The 17,814-nt window shown below is 71.3% G+C and carries 14 protein-coding genes and 2 pseudogenes; 4 read left to right on the top strand and 12 right to left on the bottom strand.

The features are described from left to right. Positions 1 to 285 precede the first annotated feature (285 nt). Positions 286 to 915, top strand: a complete 630-nt coding sequence (locus ACZ3X1_RS24665; RefSeq protein ID WP_362631027.1) for a hypothetical protein — start codon at positions 286 to 288, stop codon at positions 913 to 915. Positions 916 to 1,115: 200 nt separating this feature from the next. Here ACZ3X1_RS24665 and ACZ3X1_RS24660 read toward each other — a convergent pair whose 3' ends face one another. The 3 genes and pseudogenes from ACZ3X1_RS24660 to ACZ3X1_RS24650 form a co-directional block, all read right to left on the bottom strand. Then, the gene (locus ACZ3X1_RS24660) at positions 1,116 to 1,754 is read right to left on the bottom strand and encodes a hypothetical protein (protein WP_362631029.1); all 639 of its coding nucleotides are present in this window, start codon (positions 1,752 to 1,754) and stop codon (positions 1,116 to 1,118) included. Positions 1,755 to 1,813: 59 nt separating this feature from the next. Continuing rightward, complete coding sequence (locus tag ACZ3X1_RS24655) at positions 1,814 to 2,524, bottom strand: ribonuclease HII (protein ID WP_356810455.1); 711 nt, start codon at positions 2,522 to 2,524, stop codon at positions 1,814 to 1,816. Positions 2,525 to 2,646: 122 nt separating this feature from the next. Next, positions 2,647 to 3,240 (bottom strand): annotated as a pseudogene (locus tag ACZ3X1_RS24650) (TetR/AcrR family transcriptional regulator); the annotation flags it as partial. A gap of 75 nt (positions 3,241 to 3,315) precedes the next feature. On the opposite strand from ACZ3X1_RS24650, the pseudogene ACZ3X1_RS24645 reads away from it, so the two are divergent. Next, positions 3,316 to 4,134 (top strand): annotated as a pseudogene (locus ACZ3X1_RS24645) (MFS transporter); the annotation flags it as partial. A 99-nt stretch (positions 4,135 to 4,233) separates the two neighbouring features. On the opposite strand, the gene ACZ3X1_RS24640 reads toward ACZ3X1_RS24645, so the two are convergent. The 5 genes from ACZ3X1_RS24640 to ACZ3X1_RS24620 all read right to left on the bottom strand — a co-directional run bounded on the left by ACZ3X1_RS24640 (position 4,234) and on the right by ACZ3X1_RS24620 (position 9,315). Continuing rightward, on the bottom strand, positions 4,234 to 5,967 hold the full coding sequence (locus ACZ3X1_RS24640; protein ID WP_467280985.1) for a DUF4153 domain-containing protein: 1,734 nt from the start codon (positions 5,965 to 5,967) through the stop codon (positions 4,234 to 4,236). A gap of 203 nt (positions 5,968 to 6,170) precedes the next feature. Then, positions 6,171 to 7,085 (bottom strand): ADP-ribosylglycohydrolase family protein, encoded by a 915-nt coding sequence (locus ACZ3X1_RS24635; protein WP_362631034.1) that lies wholly within the window; start codon positions 7,083 to 7,085, stop codon positions 6,171 to 6,173. 11 nt (positions 7,086 to 7,096) lie between these two features. After that, on the bottom strand, positions 7,097 to 7,756 hold the full coding sequence (locus tag ACZ3X1_RS24630; RefSeq protein ID WP_356810458.1) for a histidine phosphatase family protein: 660 nt from the start codon (positions 7,754 to 7,756) through the stop codon (positions 7,097 to 7,099). A 72-nt stretch (positions 7,757 to 7,828) separates the two neighbouring features. After that, a complete protein-coding gene (locus ACZ3X1_RS24625) occupies positions 7,829 to 8,434 on the bottom strand; it encodes a YdbC family protein (protein WP_030650343.1) in 606 nt (201 codons plus the stop codon). Between the two features lie 32 nt (positions 8,435 to 8,466). Continuing rightward, complete coding sequence (locus tag ACZ3X1_RS24620) at positions 8,467 to 9,315, bottom strand: arylamine N-acetyltransferase family protein (protein ID WP_356810459.1); 849 nt, start codon at positions 9,313 to 9,315, stop codon at positions 8,467 to 8,469. An 87-nt stretch (positions 9,316 to 9,402) separates the two neighbouring features. On the opposite strand from ACZ3X1_RS24620, the gene ACZ3X1_RS24615 reads away from it, so the two are divergent. Next, positions 9,403 to 10,362, top strand: a complete 960-nt coding sequence (locus ACZ3X1_RS24615) for a DUF1152 domain-containing protein (protein WP_356810460.1) — start codon at positions 9,403 to 9,405, stop codon at positions 10,360 to 10,362. Between the two features lie 110 nt (positions 10,363 to 10,472). Here the strand turns inward: ACZ3X1_RS24615 and ACZ3X1_RS24610 are convergent, their stop codons facing one another. Both ACZ3X1_RS24610 and nrdR read right to left on the bottom strand, forming a co-directional pair. After that, positions 10,473 to 13,367 (bottom strand): vitamin B12-dependent ribonucleotide reductase, encoded by a 2,895-nt coding sequence (locus ACZ3X1_RS24610; protein ID WP_467280984.1) that lies wholly within the window; start codon positions 13,365 to 13,367, stop codon positions 10,473 to 10,475. A gap of 145 nt (positions 13,368 to 13,512) precedes the next feature. Beyond that, positions 13,513 to 14,025 carry a transcriptional regulator NrdR gene (gene nrdR, locus ACZ3X1_RS24605; RefSeq protein ID WP_030821262.1) on the bottom strand — a complete coding sequence of 171 codons (513 nt, stop codon included), beginning with the start codon at positions 14,023 to 14,025 and terminating at the stop codon, positions 13,513 to 13,515. Positions 14,026 to 14,499: 474 nt separating this feature from the next. Between nrdR and lexA the strand changes: the two genes are divergently transcribed. After that, positions 14,500 to 15,294 (top strand): transcriptional repressor LexA, encoded by a 795-nt coding sequence (gene lexA / locus ACZ3X1_RS24600; protein ID WP_467280983.1) that lies wholly within the window; start codon positions 14,500 to 14,502, stop codon positions 15,292 to 15,294. A gap of 72 nt (positions 15,295 to 15,366) precedes the next feature. Here lexA and ACZ3X1_RS24595 read toward each other — a convergent pair whose 3' ends face one another. Then, the gene (locus tag ACZ3X1_RS24595) at positions 15,367 to 17,337 is read right to left on the bottom strand and encodes an ATP-dependent DNA helicase (RefSeq protein ID WP_362631044.1); all 1,971 of its coding nucleotides are present in this window, start codon (positions 17,335 to 17,337) and stop codon (positions 15,367 to 15,369) included. A gap of 135 nt (positions 17,338 to 17,472) precedes the next feature. Further along, positions 17,473 to 17,742 (bottom strand): IucA/IucC family C-terminal-domain containing protein, encoded by a 270-nt coding sequence (locus ACZ3X1_RS24590; protein ID WP_467281063.1) that lies wholly within the window; start codon positions 17,740 to 17,742, stop codon positions 17,473 to 17,475. Positions 17,743 to 17,814 lie beyond the last annotated feature (72 nt).

The raw sequence follows: 17,814 nt of genomic DNA, 5'->3' as shown, positions 1-17,814 counted from the left end.
TGGCTACGACACTCGGCCACTTCACCCCGCGACGGAGGCGTTCTTGCTGGTGCCGACGCTCCGCGGGGGGCCGGATGCGTCATTCTCGGCGTGGCGGGGCAAGGATATGAACGGCATACCGGCGAATTCCGGTCGGCGTCGTCAATTGCTCGTTGCCGCATGCTCGCAAGCCACGCGAGAATTGGAGTGCTCCCGCTCGGCTCCTCGGCACCCTCCTGGGCCGCGCTGCGGCGCGCCCCGACTCCAGCCGTGCCCGTCCGCGGGCGTGTACCCGAAGGGAGGAACGTGACCTTCGGATTCACGCCGCCTTCGACATCGTCCCTGGCAACGGCCACCGGTGGCGCGAGCCGGCACGGCAGACTGCTGGAACCGTCCGAGTGGACGTCGGCGGGCATTCCCCTGCTGCGCGATCCGCGCGAGGTGGTCAGCGGGCTGCACTCCCGGCACAGCCCGGTGCCCTCGACCGCGGTGATCGCCGTCCTCGGCCCGGAGGAACAGCTCGTGGCGAGCGCCTCCTTCGTGCAGCGCTCGGCGTCGGCCGACGGCTGGGAGTACCGCAACGCCCTGCTGTCCCGGCTGCGCCGGGTCCTCCCGCACGACCTGCGGCGACGGACCCCGGTACGCACGGCCGTGCTGCTCTACTGCCGCGAGGGCGACGAGCGGTGGACCCCGGAGGACGGCGCGTGGATGTGGGGGCTGCGGGACGCCTGCACCCTGCACGGGCTGCGCTGCGGCGCGTACATCACGCTGACCCGCGGCGGCTGGCAGGTGCTGGGCGAAGGCCGTGGCGGGCGGAGGCCCAGCTCGCAATCGCGGCCCCAGCGGCTCGGTGACACCGTGGCCGAGTTCGCTCCGCTCGCCCTGCACACCGGCGGCGGCGCGGCCGAGGCCCTGCGCCGGACCGCCGCGCGCTGACGCCCGCACCCGGTGCGCGGCCTCCTCGCGGGCGAGGCCTCACGGCCGTACACCCGGGACCGGGCGTACGGCGGATCAGGCGTCGGGCACCCTGGCGGGTGTCGGCTCGGGCCACGGCTCGGACCTCGGCCCGGGGCCGGGCTTCAGCGGGGCCGGCTCAGCGCCCGCCCCGCCCCTCGCCCGTGCCGGGGTACAGGGCGTCAGACGCCCGCACCCAGCACGGAGTTGATCTGCTGCGGGTCACCGCACACGATCAGCAGCGCACCCGCCCGGGTGAGCGCCACCGGCAGGGAGCCCGCGACGGTGTCGACCGCACCGCCGTTGGCCGCGAAGACCACGACGGGACGGCCGGCGGCACGCTGGACCTGCGCCGCGTCCGCGTAGAAGACGTCGTCCCCGGCGTCGTGCAGGGCCCAGTACGCGGCCTCGCCGAAGGACAGCTCGTGGGCGGCCCACGGGTGCGGGTCGCCGGTGGTGAGCACCAGGATGTCGCCGGGCGCGCGCCCCGTGTCGAGCAGCAGGTCCACGGCCTCTTCGGCCGCGTCCAGCGCACCCTCGGCGGACGCCGGGATCAGCTGGATCTGCGGCACCGCCGCGGAGACGGACGGTGCGGTGGGGGCAGGGGCTGCGGGAACGGGTCCGGGGGTGGCCTGCGCCGCACGCTGCGCGGGAGGTGCGGGCCGGGCGGGACCGGGGCGTCCGGGCCGCGGGACGGCGACGGGACGCGGACCAGGTACGGGGCGGGGGGTCTGCGCGGTGCGGCTCGCGGCCGGCGTGACGCGGGGACCCTGGGCACTCTCGTGAATCTGAGGCTCCTCGATGGCGGGGGTGAGAGGCATGAGTTGACATCTATCAAACACCGGTACGAAACGTACCGGTCGGTGGCACATGGGTGCGATCAGAAATCGAAGCCGAGTTGGCCTCCGTTTTCCAGTTCCATCGACTCCTCGCTGCGGCGCACCTTCTTCAGGTGACGCCATCTGGGCAGCGCGTCGAGGTACGACCACGAGAGCCGGTGGTAGGGGGTGGGCCCCCGCTCCTCCAGAGCCGCGCGGTGTACGGGCGAGGGGTATCCGGCATTGGCGGCGAAGGCGAAGTCCTCGATCCCACCGCCCTGTTCGCCGAGCTCGGCCATCATCCGGTCGCGGCGGACCTTGGCGATGACCGAAGCCGCGGAGACGGCGATGCAGGACTGGTCGCCCTTGATCACCGTACGGACCCGCCAGGGCGGGCCGAGATAGTCGTGCTTGCCGTCGAGTATCACCGCTTCGGGCCGCACCGGCAGGGCTTCCAGGGCGCGCTCCGCCGCGAGCCTCAGGGCGGCGGTCATCCCGAGCTCGTCGATCTCCTCGGGCGTGGAGTGCCCGAGCGCGTACGCGGTCACCCAGCCCTCCAGGACGTCGAGCAGGGCGTCGCGTCGCTTGGGGGTGAGCAGTTTGGAGTCGGTGAGCCCGGTGGGCGGCCGGCGCAGGCCCGTGATCGCCGCGCACACGGTGACGGGACCGGCCCAGGCCCCTCGTCCGACTTCGTCGACCCCGGCGATGACCTTGGCGCCGGTGGTTGCACGGAGGGAGCGCTCGACGGTGTGGGTGGGTGCTTCGTACGGCATGGCGCCAGCAAGGTTACGCCGCCCCGAGCCCACTGCACACCCCCGCCCGGGTCCGACGGGCCCGGGATCGGCCACCAGCCCCTCTCGTCCCCGCCCGCGGCCGCCCCCGCCCGCCTCAACACCCTGAGCAGCGGCACCACCGCCTCGTCGATCAACACGACGATGTCCGAGTCCCCCCATTCGCTACCGCACACCTTGGCGCGCTACATCAGCATCGCCGGAACGACATCCACGACAAACGGACCAGTAGCGTCCGGTCGCACGTCCCCCCGCTCGATTCCACGCAGGACAAGCTCCCTGATCAGACGCTGGGCGGGCTCCTGCAGCCCCGACCCGATGACCTCGTGCAACCGCTCCGCAGTCTTGTGATCGCATTCGTGAAGCACCGACCAGAGGGCCTGCCCGGCGCGCGAGTGCATGACCTCCCTCGTGCGCACGCACAGCAGGCAAAGGTCCTCGCGGATCGAGCCGGAGTCGGGAATCTCACCGATCCGGGGCAGTGCGGAGCGCAGCGCGTCGGCCACCAGGTCCGCCTTCGAGGGCCGGCGCCAGTAGAGCGCGGCCTTGCCCGTCTGCGCGCCGCGGCGACGCCCTCCATGGTGAGCGCGTTCACCGACCGTACTCAGCTGCTCCAACGCCGCGTCGAGAATCGCCCGTTCGAGTTCGCGACCCCGCCTGCGCCCCGGCGACGCCGACGACCGGCGCGACGCCGCCATCTCCCCACCTCCGACCGGCCCGAGACGCCGGCGCACACATCTTCAGCCTTAGTGAACGATGACGTTCACTATTTCGGCGGCCGGGCCGGTGACATCCTCGGCCGGCGGTGGGTGTTCCTGGCCGGAATCCTGCTCTTCACCCTGGCCTCCCTCCTCGGCGGCTTCGCCCAGGAACCGTGGCAGCTGCTCGCGGCCGGGCCCTCCAGGGCGTCGGCGGTGCGATCGCCTCCCCGACCTCGCTCGCCCTGGTCACGACGGCCTTCGCCGAAGGGCCGAGCGGAACAGGGCGTTCGGGGTGTTCGCCGCCGTCTCCGCGGGCGGTGGCGCGATCGGCCTGCTGGCCGGCGGCATGCTGACCGAGTGGGTCGACTGGCGCTGGATCCTCTTCGTCAACGTGCCGTCGGCGTGCTGATCTTCTTCATCGCGTCCCCGCCGCCGGCCTCTCGCAGCGACCGACAGCTCCTACCTCTCCGGCGTGCTCGGACGGATGCTGCTGTTCGGCTTCGGCATGGGCCTGAACTTCGTGACGCTGACCTTGACGGCCGTCTCGGGGGTGGGCGCGAAGGAGGCCGGCGCGGCCTCCGGGCTGCTGAACGCCAGCCAGCAGGTCGGCGGCTCGCTCGGCCTGTCCATCCTGGTCACCGTCTCGGTACGGCCAGCCGCGAGGAGACCATGAAGCAGGTCCCGGCCTTCTTGGCCCAGGCGGATCCCGAGGCCGCGGCCGCCTTCGAGGAGACCGCCGACTGCCCGACCCCGGGGGGGGATCTCGTCCTGGCCCAGGGCATCTCCACCTCGTTCACGGCCGCCGTGGCGATGGCCGGCCTGGCCCTGGCCACCGCCCTGCTGGTGATCCGGGTGGGCAAGAGCGACCTGGAAGCCCTGGCCGGCGCCGCCGCGAAGGCCGGTCCGGCCGCCTGCCCAGGCTCCCCCGCGTACGCACGGGGCCGGGCACGGGAACCCTCCCCCGCGCCCGGCCCCGCCGGGTCGCCCGTCCTACTCGACGCGGCTGCCGAAGGTGCCCAGGCGGGAGCAGACCTCGTACGACGCCGTCACCGGGCGCTCGCGCAGCACCTCCCGGGCCCGGTACTCGCCCATGCTCATCGCGTACCAGGGCACGTCGCCGGCCCTGGCCATGTCGTCGTTGATCCCGCGCAGGGCGCAGGACCGCTGGGGCTCGGGCAGCCGGTCCAGGGCGGGGACGGCGTCCGCCGAGAGGGACTGGAAGTAGGCCAGGTCGATCTTCTTGTCCTTCTCGAAGCGGGTCACGTTCTGCTCGGCGACCATCCCGTCCGGGGACAGCAGGCCGAAGGCCAGGACCGCCGCCGCCGCGCTGCCGGCGACCGCGCGCGGCAGCCGGCGCGCGCCGAACACCCCGGCAGCCATGATCAGTACGATGACCAGCCCCAGCCACAGCTCCATCGCGGCCACCGACACCCGCAGCCTGGTCAGGCCGTACGCGTCCACGTAGAGGTCCATGCGGCGCAGCGCGGCGGCCACCACGACGAGCGTCAGCGCACACAGGGATCCGAGGACGATCCGCACGAGGCGCCGGTCACCGGCCCCGTCGCGCGGCGCCCAGCGCAGGGCGAGCGCGATCACGGCGAGGGTGAGCAGGGTGGCCCAGAGCAGCTGCCAGAAACCCTGGCGGGCGTATTCGGCGTAGGTGAGGTCGGTGCTCTCCAGAACCTTGTCGTAGCCGCCGAACAGGACGGCCAGCTGGACGGCGTTGAAGCCGGCGAAGAGCAGGTTGAGCACGACGAGCGGAAGGGCCCACTCGACGCGGGAGCGCGGCTTGCCCGGGGTCACCTCGATGCGGTCCCAGCGCAGCGGGGCGGCCGCGGTGCGGGCCGCCGCGATGGCGATCACCGCGCCGAGGACGAAGAGCATGAAGCGGATGGGGCCGTCCTCGACCGACACGTCGGGTATCAGGCCGCCCAGGAGATCGGCGAAGGCCGCGTCGGCGGAGGCGAACAGCGCGCCGAAGAGCACGAGCAGGGCCACGGCCACCGCGGCCGCCTTGGCGACGGGCAGCCAGCGGTCCTTGCCGATCCCTCCGCGCGAGCGCAGCCCCTTGAGCATCCAGGCGATGCCGGACACGGTGGAGTCGACGAACCCGAGCGGGCTGAGGAAGACCCCGGGCCAGGTGCGGCTGCCGTGGAGGGCGAGCGCGCCCAGCAGTACGGCGGCCAGGAGCGCGAGCGTGGCCGGCCACGCGGAGTCGCGCAGGGCGGGTACGACGAGGAGCGCGAGGCAGCCGACCACCCAGGCCAAGGTCCAGGGCCGGGCCGTACGGCCTGCCGCGCGGGCGGCGACGTACGCGGCGACGGCGGCGGGCACCACCGCGAGCAGCAGGCCGGGGCCCATGCCGTCGGCCAGGAGGAACGCGGCCGCGAGACCGGAGGCGAGGACGGCGACGAGGGCCGCGGTCCGTACGGGGGCGGCCTCGGCGGGGCGCACCAGCGTGGCCCAGGAGGGCTTCACGGGTGAGTGCGCGGCCGGGGCACCCCAGGGACGCTGTTGCTGCTGTCGCTGCTGGTGCTGCTGTTGTTGCCAGGCCGTCCGTGCGGCGGCCTCGGCCGGTGCTCCCGGCTGCGGCCGGGCCGCGTCGGCGGGCGCGCCGCCGGCCGGGGCCGGCGCCGGACCTGTGGGCGAATCCCCTGTCACGGCCTCTGCGTTGGCCGCTGCCTTGGGCTGGGCTTCGTCCGCCCCGCCGGTGTTCTCTGACATCGGGTCCCCTCCCCTGTCGGCCGCCCCGACGTTCAGGCTGGGGCGGCGATGGGGACAGGGTAGGCAGCAGGCACAAGGTTTTGAACAGGATCAAAAGCTTGCTGTGGCAGGACCGTGACAATCGGAACGCGGGGGCGGAGCCAGGCCGTCCCTTTCGGATCGTGGCGGGCAGCGCGGGCCCGGCACGGCCCGGAAGAGACGGGCTACGCCGCCGTCCGCGGCAGCCAGGCCGGCAGCGCCTCGGTGCGCGCCACCCACTCGGCGGGCAGCACGGCGTCCCCGCGCGCGCCCAGCACTCCGCCCACGATCGCGCACGTCGTGTCGACGTCCCCGCCCACCTGCGCCGTGGTCCAGAACGCCCGCTCGTAGTCGTCCAGGGCCCGCGCCGCCGACCACAGGGCGAACGGCACGGTGTCGTGGGCGCTCGTGCGCCGCCCGCAGCCCAGCACGGCCGCGACCGTGGTCGCGTCGCCGTAGTCCAGCATGTCCCGAGCGCGCCGCAGCCCGGCCCCGACCGCACTGCGGGGCACGAGCGCGATCACCCCGTCCAGCAGATCGGCCGCCTTCGGCGGGGCCTGCGTGCCCGCGGCCAGCGCGGCCGCCGCGGCGACGGCCATCGCCCCGCACACGGCCTCGCGGTGCTGATGGGTCGTGTAGGCGGAGATCTCCGCCTGGTGCGTGGCCTGCTCCGGGTCGTCGGCGTACCAGGCGCCGAGCGGTGCGATCCGCATGGCGGCGCCGTTGCCCCACGAGCCCTGCCCGTTGAACAGTTCGGCGGCCAGCGTGCGCCAGTCCGCGCCCTCCCGCACCAGGCGCAGCATCCGGTTCACCGCGGGCCCGTAGCCCCGGTCGAAGTCGTGGTGCTGGGCGAAGGACATCGCGAGCGCGTCCTGGTCGATCCGGCCGTGCCCGGCGAGCACGGCCACCACCGAGCAGGCCATCTCGGTGTCGTCGGTCCACTGCCACGTCTCGGCGCCGGAGGGCACCTCGCGCCGCTTGAGCAGCGGGTAGTTCACGGGGACGAAGTACTGGGAGCCGAGGGCGTCACCCAGCGCCAGCCCGCGGAGGCTGGCCATGGCGCGTGCGTAGCGCCGTTCGGGAGTGGAGTCAGGCGTCATCGCGGGTCACTCTAGCCGTCCAGGTCATAAGGCTCCGGTGTGGTCCACCGCTCAAACGGGCGGTCCATCCGGTACCGGCCGTCGGGACCCAGCAGGAGCATCCGGAAATCGCCGTTCGGGGGGTTGGACAGGGCCTCGAATTCGGCCACCGACCAGTGGAACCAGCGCATGCAGAACAGCCGCATCGTCAGCCCGTGCGTCACCAGCAGCACGTTCTGGGGATGGTCCGGGGCCTCGAAGCTGCGGTAGAGGCTCTCCAGGAAGGACCCGACCCGGTCGTACACGTCGGCCCCCGACTCGCCCTGCGCGAAGCGGTAGAAGAAGTGCCCGTAGGCGTCCCGGTACGCCTTCTGGAGCCGTACGTCCGCCCGGTCCTGCCAGTTCCCCCAGTCCTGCTCGCGCAGCCGCGGCTCTTCCCGCATCCGGACACGTGTGGGGTCGAGCCGGAGCTCGCGGAAGGTCTGCAGGGTCCGGCGGTAGGGGGAGACGTACGCGCTGATGGTCTCGTCGCCGAAGATCTCGCGCAGCCGGACCCCGGCCGCCGCGGCCTGCTCGTGGCCGTTGCGGGTCAGTCGCAGGGCGTGGTCGGGTTCCCTCTCGTACACCGAGTCGTCGGCGTTTCCCTCCGATTCCCCGTGTCGGACAAGGACGATGCGCCGTGGTCGAACCATGCCACGACCCTATTCGGCCACAACCGGGCCGGCCCACCGGGCACGCCGGTCGGCCTGGCGCTCGTCATACGGTCACACCGTCCAGGACGGTTCGAGGTCGACGACGTCACCGGTGAGGGCTTCCACGTCCGCCTGGATCTGGGCGCGCAGGGACAGCCGCTCGACCCGCTCCTGCCGGTACTTGCCGTGCTCGGCGGCGGCGTGCCACATGGAGAGCACCAGGAACTCCCGGCCCGGGGCCTCCCCGAAGAGCCCCCGGATCATCCCGGGCGAGCCCGCCATGGCCGGGTTCCACACCTTCTCCTGCATGAGGGCGAAGTGGTCGACCCGGCCCTCCCGGACCCGGGTGTGCGCGACCCGGACCACGTCGGCATCGGTGAAGCGCGGCTCGAAACCGGTCTTCACGTCGAAGCGGTGGTCGAAGAGGGTCACCCGCAGATCGGTGTAGGTGCCGTGCTGGGCGGCGGCCAGCCTGTCGTGCGAGCGCGCCATGAAGGAGTCGTAGAAGGACCGGCTCTCCCAGAACGCGAAGACGTGCGCGACCCCCTGCCGGCCTCTGCTCCAGCCGCCGCCCTGCCCCCGGAATCCCGGTTCGCCCGGCAGCCCCGCCCATTTTCGCTGCCCGCGCTCGAACCCGCGTCGGTCCGTCACCGTGCAGCGAATCCACTTGACCAGCACTGCGCCATCGTACGGGCCGGGCGCGGCCCCGGTCAGTCCCCGGCGCGGTACATCCCCACCAGTTCCGCCGCGTCCCGATCGGGCAGCCGAAGACCGAACTCCCGGTCGAGCACGGTGAGGAGTTCGTCCGGGTCGACGAGCCGCCGCTCGGTCCCCCCGCCGGGGTGCAGGGTGGTGAGTTCCCGTCCGACGAGCGCCCGGCGGACGTCATCGCCCGGACGCTGGACGACCACCCGTCCGACGAAGGAGGAGCGGGGGTGACCGGAGCTGTAGTGGTGGAGCACGACGTAGTCGGCGGGGTGGTAGCGCTGCGGGGAGAAGGCGTACAGGTCCCGCCAGGTCTCCCCGCGCAGCATGCACAGAGCGAGGACCCCGTCCGCCTCCTCGCGGATGCGGTACGTCCACTTCCCCTGCTGCACCTCGGCACCGGGGCGCCCCAGCGGAACCGGCTCGCAGGGCCCCTGGTGGCCGAACCCGGCGTCGCACAGCCATTCCTCACCGTCGACGCTCACGACGAGCACCGCATGGGTCACCGCCGGCAGCGAGTCCCCGCGGGTGCGGTTGCGGGCCCCGCGCCCGGTGACCTCGAAGCCGATCCGCTCCAGGGCGGCGGCCAGCAGCGAGTTCTGCTCGTAGCAGTAGCCGCCGCGGCGGCCGTGCACGAGCTTCTCCTCGATCGACGGGACGTCCAGCGCGACGGGGCGGCCGAGGAGGACGTCCAGGCTCTCGAAGGTGATGGCGGCGGTGTGGGCCCGGTGCACTGCGTACAACGTGGGGAGGTCCGGCCGGAGTTCCCCCACCGCCCGGGAACCGTCCCCGAGGCCGATCCGCGTCAGATACGCGTCCAGGTCCAGCTCGTCACCGCTCCACATGTTCCCCATCTCCCCTGCCCCCCGGCTGCCTTCCGGCGTCGCACGGCCCGGGAAATCCCGGGCACGGGCACGTCCGCGCCCCGCACAATGATCGCCATGACCGCCTTGCACACCAACCCGCTCTTCGCCCGCCTCGCCGATGCCGAACGGATCCTCGTGGCGGGGGCGGGCGGCGGTTTCGACATCTACTCCGGCCTCCCCGTCGCCCTCTCCCTCCTCCACCAGGGCAAGGAGGTGCATCTGGCGAACCTCTCCTTCAGCCACCTCGCGGGACTGCCCCCGGAGGACTGGGCCGCTCCCGACCTCGCCGTCATCACCCCCCACACCGCGCCCCACCAGGCCTATTTCCCCGAGCGGACCCTGGCCCGATGGCTGGAGACGCACGGCTACCCGTCCACCGTGTACGCCTTCCCCCAGACCGGGGTGCAACCGCTGCGCGACGCCTACCGCGCCCTGGTCGACCTCCACCGCATCGACGCGATCGTCCTGGTCGACGGCGGCACCGACATCCTGATGCGGGGTGACGAAGCGGGGCTCGGCACCCCCGAGGAGGACATGACCAGCCTCGCGGCGCTGGCCGCGCTGGACGACGTACCGGAGCGCCTCGTCGTGTCGGTCGGCTTCGGCGTGGACGCGTACCACGGGGTCAGCCACGCGCTGGTGCTGGAGAACATTGCCGCGCTGGAACGCGAGGGTGCCTATCTCGGCGCGTTCTCCGTACCGCGCGCCACCCGCGAGGGCGCGCTCTTCCTCGACGCGGTGGCCCATGCCCAGGACCACACCCCGGAGCGGCCCAGCATCGTCAACGGCTCGATCGCCGCTGCCGTGCGGGGCTCCTTCGGCGACGTCCGGTTCACCTCCCGCACCAGCGGCAGCGAGCTCTTCGTGAACCCGTTGATGGCGCTGTGCTTCGCCTTCGACCTGCCGGGCCTGGCCGCGCGCTGCCTCTACCTGGACCGCATCGAGGACACCCACCTCCTGCGCCAGGTCCATTCCCGGATAGCGGAGTTCCGCGAGGAGCTCGTCACCCGTCCCGCCCGCCGCATCCCCCACTGACGGCCGACGCACGAAGGGGACCGGCCACAGGCCGGTCCCCTTCGTGAACCACAGGTCAGCTACGGGCGCGTACTACGTCGGACGCCGTGTCCGCACCGCTGCGCCCTCTGTCAGCTGCAGCCGCTGGTGGAGCCGCAGCCCTCGCAGATGTAGCAGGAGCCGGCCCGCTGCATCTTCGTGCCGCAGGAGAAGCACAGCGGGGCGTCCGCGGAGACTCCGAGCTGCATCTCGACCAGTTCGGCGCTGCTGTGGGCCGTCTTCCGCTCGGGCGCCGGGACGGCGACCGGGGTGGGCTGCTTCGGGGCCGACGGCACCGCGGCGAGCGGGGCGGACTGGGCCAGCGCCTCGGTGTCCACCTCGTCCTCGAGCGGCTCGTAGGAGCCGGTCTCCAGGTGGCGCTGACGCTCCTCGGCGGTGTGGATACCGAGGGCCGAGCGGGTCTCGAAGGGCAGGAAGTCCAGCGCCAGGCGGCGGAAGATGTAGTCGACGATCGACTGCGCCATCCGCACGTCCGGGTCGTCCGTCATGCCGGCCGGCTCGAAGCGCATGTTCGTGAACTTCGAGACGTAGGTCTCCAGCGGCACGCCGTACTGGAGGCCGACCGAGACGGCGATCGAGAAGGCGTCCATCATGCCCGCGAGGGTCGAACCCTGCTTGGACATCTTCAGGAAGACCTCGCCCAGACCGTCGTCCGGGTAGGAGTTCGCGGTCATGTAGCCCTCGGCGCCACCGACCGTGAAGGAGGTGGTGATGCCCGGACGGCCCTTGGGGAGGCGCTTGCGGACGGGCCGGTACTCGATGACCTTCTCGACGGCGGCGCGGATGGTCTCCTCCGTCTTGGCGGTGACCTCCTCCTTCTCCTCTTCCTTCTTCTTGGCGGAGAGGGGCTGGCCGACCTTGCAGTTGTCGCGGTAGATCGCGAGCGCCTTGACGCCCAGCTTCCACGCCTCGAAGTAGATCTCCTCGATCTCTTCGACGGTCGCCGACTCCGGCATGTTGACCGTCTTGGAGATCGCGCCGGAGATCCAGGGCTGGATGGCGGCCATCATGCGGACGTGGCCCATCGCGGAGATGGAACGCTCGCCCATGGCGCAGTCGAAGACCGAGTAGTGCTCGGTCTTCAGACCCGGGGCGTCGACGACCACGCCGTGCTCGGCGATGTGGGCGACGATGGCCTCGATCTGCTCTTCCTGGTATCCCATGCGGCGCAGGGCCTGCGGGACGGTGCCGTTGACGATCTGCATCGAGCCGCCGCCGACGAGCTTCTTGAACTTGACCAGGGCCAGGTCCGGCTCGACACCGGTGGTGTCGCAGGACATCGCGAGACCGATGGTGCCGGTCGGCGCGAGGACGGAGGCCTGGGAGTTGCGGAAGCCGTTCTTCTCGCCGAGACGCAGGACGTCCTGCCAGGCCTCGGTGGCCGCGGCCCAGATCGAGTTGTCCAGGTCGTCGGTGCGCGGCGCGACGGCGTTGGCGTCGGCGTGCTGCTTCATGACGCGCTTGTGCGCCTCGGCGTTGCGGGCGTAGCCGTCGTACGGGCCGACGATGGCGGCCAGCTCGGCGGAGCGCTTGTACGCGGTACCGGTCATCAGCGAGGTGATCGAGGCGGCGAGGGTGCGGCCGCCGTCCGAGTCGTACGCGTGGCCGGTGGCCATCAGCAGGGCGCCGAGGTTGGCGTAGCCGATGCCCAGCTGACGGAAGGCGCGGGTGTTCTCGCCGATCTTCTGGGTCGGGAAGTCCGCGAAGCAGATGGAGATGTCCATCGCGGTGATGACGAGCTCGACGACCTTGGCGAAGCGCTCGGCGTCGAAGGACTGGTCGCCCTTGCCGTCGTCGTTCAGGAACTTCATCAGGTTCAGCGAGGCGAGGTTGCAGGACGTGTTGTCCAGGTGCATGTACTCGCTGCAGGGGTTGGACGCGGTGATGCGGCCGGACTCGGGGCAGGTGTGCCAGTTGTTGATCACACCGTCGTACTGGATGCCCGGGTCGGCGCAGGCCCACGCGGCCTCGGCAAGCTTGCGGAAGAGCGCCTTGGCGTCGACCTTCTCGATGACCTCGCCGGTCATGCGGGCACGCAGGCCGAACTCGGTGCCGTTCTCGACGGCCGTCATGAACTCGTCGTTCACTCGGACGGAGTTGTTGGCGTTCTGGTACTGGACGGACGTGATGTCGTCGCCGCCCAGGTCCATGTCGAAGCCCGCGTCGCGCAGGGCGCGGATCTTCTCCTCCTCCTTCACCTTGGTCTCGATGAAGGCCTCGACGTCCGGGTGGTCCACGTCCAGGACGACCATCTTGGCCGCGCGGCGGGTGGCGCCGCCCGACTTGATCGTTCCGGCGGACGCGTCGGCGCCGCGCATGAAGGAGACCGGGCCGGAGGCGTTGCCACCCGAGGAGAGGAGCTCCTTGGAGGAGCGGATGCGGGAGAGGTTCAGGCCGGCGCCGGAGCCGCCCTTGAAGATCATGCCCTCTTCCTTGTACCAGTCGAGGATCGACTCCATGGAGTCGTCGACGGACAGGATGAAGCAGGCGGAGACCTGCTGCGGCTGGGGCGTGCCGACGTTGAACCACACCGGGGAGTTGAAGCTGAAGATCTGGTGCAGGAGGGCGTAGGTCAGCTCGTGCTCGAAGATCTCCGCGTCGGCGGGCGACGAGAAGTAGTCGTAGTCCTCGCCGGCCTTCGTGTACGTCTTCACGATCCGGTCGATCAGCTGCTTCAGACCGGTCTCGCGCTGCGGGGTGCCGACCGCGCCGCGGAAGTACTTGCTGGTGACGATGTTGACCGCGTTCACCGACCAGAAGTCGGGGAACTCGACGCCGCGCTGCTCGAAGTTGACCGAGCCGTCGCGCCAGTTGGTCATGACGACGTCACGGCGTTCCCAGTTCACCTCGTCGTAGGGGTGCACGCCGGGGGTGGTGTGGATGCGCTCGATACGCAGGCCGCCCTTGGCAGCCCTGGTCCCCTTGGCGCGGGAACCACGTGCCGAGCTGCTCGCCGTCTCTGTCATGCCGCTGCCTCCCATATGCGGGCAAAAACGCCCTAAAGTGCCAGCGATATTCCGCGGCACAGTGCTGTGTCTCTGTATCTACGTCTCTTCGCACGGCCGACCGGCCACGACCCGGTGCACGAGCACCACGCCGCGGGCAGCCCGGTCAGTCGGCGGCGGAGGCGGGCACGGGGACCGAACCGGTCCCGCCGTGCTCGCACTCTTCAGGGTGAGGCCGCGGCACGCGGAGCTCCGCGATGGCGGTCTCGAAGTCTTCGAGGGTGTCGAACGCTTTGTAAACGGACGCGAACCGCAGGTACGCGACCAGGTCGAGTTCCTGCAACGGGCCGAGTATGGCCAGACCCACGTCGTGGGTGGTCAGCTCGGCACTGCCGGTGGCGCGCACCGCCTCCTCGACCCGCTGGCCGAGCTTGGCGAGGGCGTCCTCGGTGACCGGCCGCCCCTGGCACGCCTTGCGCACGCCGGAGATGACCTTGGTACGGCTGAAGGGTTCGGTCACCCCGCTGCGCTTGATCACCATCAGCGAGGCCGTCTCCACCGTCGTGAAACGACGGGAGCAGTCGGGGCACTGACGGCGCCGGCGGATCGACGTGCCGTCGTCCGTGGTGCGGCTGTCGACGACGCGGCTGTCGGGGTGCCTGCAGAAGGGGCAGTGCATGGTTCCCTCACCCTTCCTTCTCGGCACGACTGAATCACCCCACAGAGCACCTGAACGACGGAGACGGGCTCTGTCGGGGGCTCGCGGAGCAGCCCCCAGCATATGCGATCCCAGGCGCCTCAGCGGACCCAGGGACCACAACTTCTGGGCGGCCGCGCTCATCCAACCACTAGATCTTGGGTTGCGGCGGATTTGGACGCCTCTGCGTGTCGCGGCGTCCGATAGCCGGATGAAGGGCCTTGCGGTGCCACACTGGGGGCAGGGCCGGACGGCGGCGACCCGACCGGGAAGGGTACCGTAAGCAGCGGGGGACGGACCGAACCCGCGTTCGTCGATCCGATCGTCCATACACCCCTCGATTTACCCACGCAGGGCGATCTGCGATTTTTCACTCGAACGTGTGTTTGGCGCAACCTTTCGAAAGCAACTACCGTTGTCCAGCTAGGGAGAACATTTCGAGAGGGGCCGACCGACGTGACCACCACCGCAGACAGTGCCGCCATCACTGCCCACAACCGCTCCCAGAGCCGACTTGAGCCGGTGCATGCCATGAACGACGCAAACCTGAACCCGGACGCGGACGCCGCAGTGCGCCCCGCACGCTCGCTGCCAGGTCGACCTCCAGGCATCCGCGCCGACAGTTCCGGGCTCACGGACCGGCAGCGGAGGGTCATCGAGGTCATTCGCGACTCCGTGCAGCGCCGGGGCTACCCGCCGTCGATGCGGGAGATCGGCCAGGCCGTCGGCCTGTCCAGCACGTCGTCGGTGGCACACCAGCTGATGGCCCTGGAACGCAAGGGCTTCCTGCGCCGCGACCCGCACCGGCCCAGGGCCTACGAGGTGCGCGGCTCGGACCAGCCCAGCTCGCAGCCCACGGACACCACCGGGAAGCCCGCCGCCTCCTACGTTCCCCTGGTCGGCCGGATCGCGGCCGGCGGCCCGATCCTCGCCGAGGAGTCGGTCGAGGACGTGTTCCCGCTCCCCCGCCAGCTCGTCGGCGACGGCGAGCTCTTCGTCCTCAAGGTCGTCGGCGACTCGATGATCGAAGCCGCCATCTGCGACGGCGACTGGGTCACCGTCCGCCGCCAGCCCGTCGCCGAGAACGGCGACATCGTCGCAGCGATGCTGGACGGGGAAGCCACCGTCAAGCGCTTCAAGCGCGAGGACGGCCACGTCTGGCTCCTCCCGCACAACGCCGCCTACCAGCCGATCCCCGGTGACGAGGCGACCATCCTCGGCAAGGTCGTCGCGGTCCTGCGCCGCGTCTGACCCCGCCGCTCCCTAGCCAGCCCCCGGGACCCACTGCGCCGGTCCCGGGGGTTGTTCTGTTCCTTGCGAGTACTACGTGCCGTCGGCCTGGGCCGTGGCGTCGATCGCGGCGAGCGAGCGACGGACCTGGTTGCGGTCCGTGGTGTACCAGAAGTCCGGCAGCGTGGCCCGCAGGAAGCTCCCGTACCGGGCGGTGGCCAGGCGAGGGTCCAGGACCGCGACGACGCCACGGTCCCCCGTCGCCCGAACGAGCCGGCCCGCGCCCTGCGCCATCAGCAGGGCGGCATGCGTGGCGGCGACGGCCATGAAGCCGTTGCCCCCGTGCTCCTCCACCGACTTCTGGCGGGCGCTCATGAGCGGGTCGTCGGGGCGGGGGAAGGGGATCCGGTCCATGACCACCAGCTGGCAGCTGGGACCGGGCACGTCCACTCCCTGCCACAGCGACAGCGTTCCGAACAGGCAGGTCTTCGGGTCGGCGGCGAAGGCCTTGATCAGCTCGCCCAGCGTCTCCTCACCCTGGAGCAGGATCGGGTTGTCGATCCTGCCGCGCAGCTCCTCGGCGGCCGCCTTGGCGCCGCGCATGGAGGAGAACAGCCCGAGGGTGCGGCCTCCCGCCGCCTCGATCAGCTCGGCGAGCTCGTCCATCATGTCGCCGCGGGTGCCCTCACGGCCCGGCGTGGCCAGGTGCTTGGCGACGTAGAGGATGCCCTGTTTCGGGTAGTCGAAGGGCGAGCCGACGTCCAGGCCCTTCCACAGGGGCACGTCGTCGCCCTCGACGCCCTCCGGGGACAGCCCCAGGGACGCGGCGACACCGTTGAAGTCGCCGCCGATCTTCAGGGTGGCCGAGGTCAGGACCACCGAACGGTCCTCGAAGAGCTTCTCGCGCAGCAGCCCGGACACCGACAGCGGGGCGACCCGGAGGGTGGCGCCGAAGCGGTCGTGGCGCTCGTACCAGACCACGTCGTACTCGGAGCCGTTCGTGATCCGCTCCGCCACCGCGTGGATGCTCTCCACCGCCGCCAGGGCCTGCTTGCGGACCGCGTCCTCGTCGTGGACGGACTTGTCCCGGGTGGCGCCGATCGCCGAGATCACATTGCGTGCGGCGTCCCGCAGGGACATCAGGGCGTAGCCGAGGTCCTCGGGGATCTGCTCCAAGCGGCCCGGGAGCGCCAGCTCCATCACGCGCTCGAAGGATTCGGAGGCGGTCTGGAGCGCGTCCGCGGTCTTCTCGTCGACCAGCTTGGCCGAGCGCTTCACGGCCCGGTTGACCTGGCCGGGAGTGAGTTCGCCGGTGGCGACCCCGGTCACCCGGGAGACCAGCTCGTGGGCCTCGTCCACGATCAGCACCTCGTGCTGCGGCAGCACCGGCGCGCCCTCGATGGCGTCGATGGCCAGCAGCGCGTGGTTGGTGACGACCACGTCCGCGAGCTTGGCCCGCTCGCGCGCGGCCTCGGCGAAGCACTCGGCTCCGTACGCGCACTTCGTCGCGCCCAGGCACTCGCGGGAGGAGACGGAGATCTGCGACCAGGCCTTGTCCGACACGCCCGGCGTCAGGTCGTCGCGGTCGCCGGTCTCCGTCTCGTCGGCCCAGTCGCGCAGGCGCAGCAGGTCCTTGCCGAGCTTGCTCGTGGGGGTGGCCGCCTCGAACTGGTCGAAGAGGCCCTCCTCCTCGTCCTGCGGAGCGCCCTCGTGCAGGCGGTGCAGGCAGAGATAGTTGGACCTGCCCTTGAGCATGGCGAACTGCGGCCGGCGGCGCAGCTGCGGATGCAGTGCGTCCACCGTCCGGGGCAGGTCACGCTCGACGAGCTGCCGCTGGAGGGCGAGGGTCGCGGTGGCCACGACCACGCGCTCGCCGTGGGCGAGGGCCGGCACCAGGTAGCCGAGGGACTTACCGGTGCCGGTACCCGCCTGGATGAGCCGGTGGGAGTTGTCGTCGATCGCTTCGGCGACGGCTTCGGCCATGGCCACCTGGCCGGGGCGCTCCGTGCCGCCGACGGCGGAGACGGCGGCGTGCAGCAGGTCGGGGAGGGAGGGCTTCGTCATAGCACTGCCAACCCTACGGGGCCCCGCTGACACCGGGTGCACACCGACGGGGATTCATGGCCGGTGGAGGGGGTTGGGCACGGTGCCGTACTGCACGGCGTGCGGGCGGTCGGGGCGGTCACGGCAGCCGTCCTCCTACAGTCGGTTCCTGTCGGGACACAGCCTTGTGATGCGCTCGCCGAGCAGGTCGAAAAGCTCGTAGCGGTCCTTCCGCTCCGGGAAGCGGGCCTGGTGGCGCAGGGCCTCGGCCCGTACGAGCGACCAGAAAGCGCCCTCCCGGGACGCCGAGGCGGTCCTCGCAGAGGCCGACCGATAGCGGAAGACTCCGATGAACAGACCGCAGTGGATGAATTGCGGCAGGAGTCGGCGGGCTCGGCGAGCATCGGCACGAAACGCCTCGAAGATCGGGAACTTTGCTGCGCGACGCAGAGTTTTCCAAGGGAGAGGTGCGGACGACGACGACGGCGGTCAGGGCGT

It is taken from the genome of Streptomyces sp. NPDC023541, from assembly GCF_055559995.1.
This window is presented reverse-complemented; position numbering and strand designations above follow the sequence as displayed.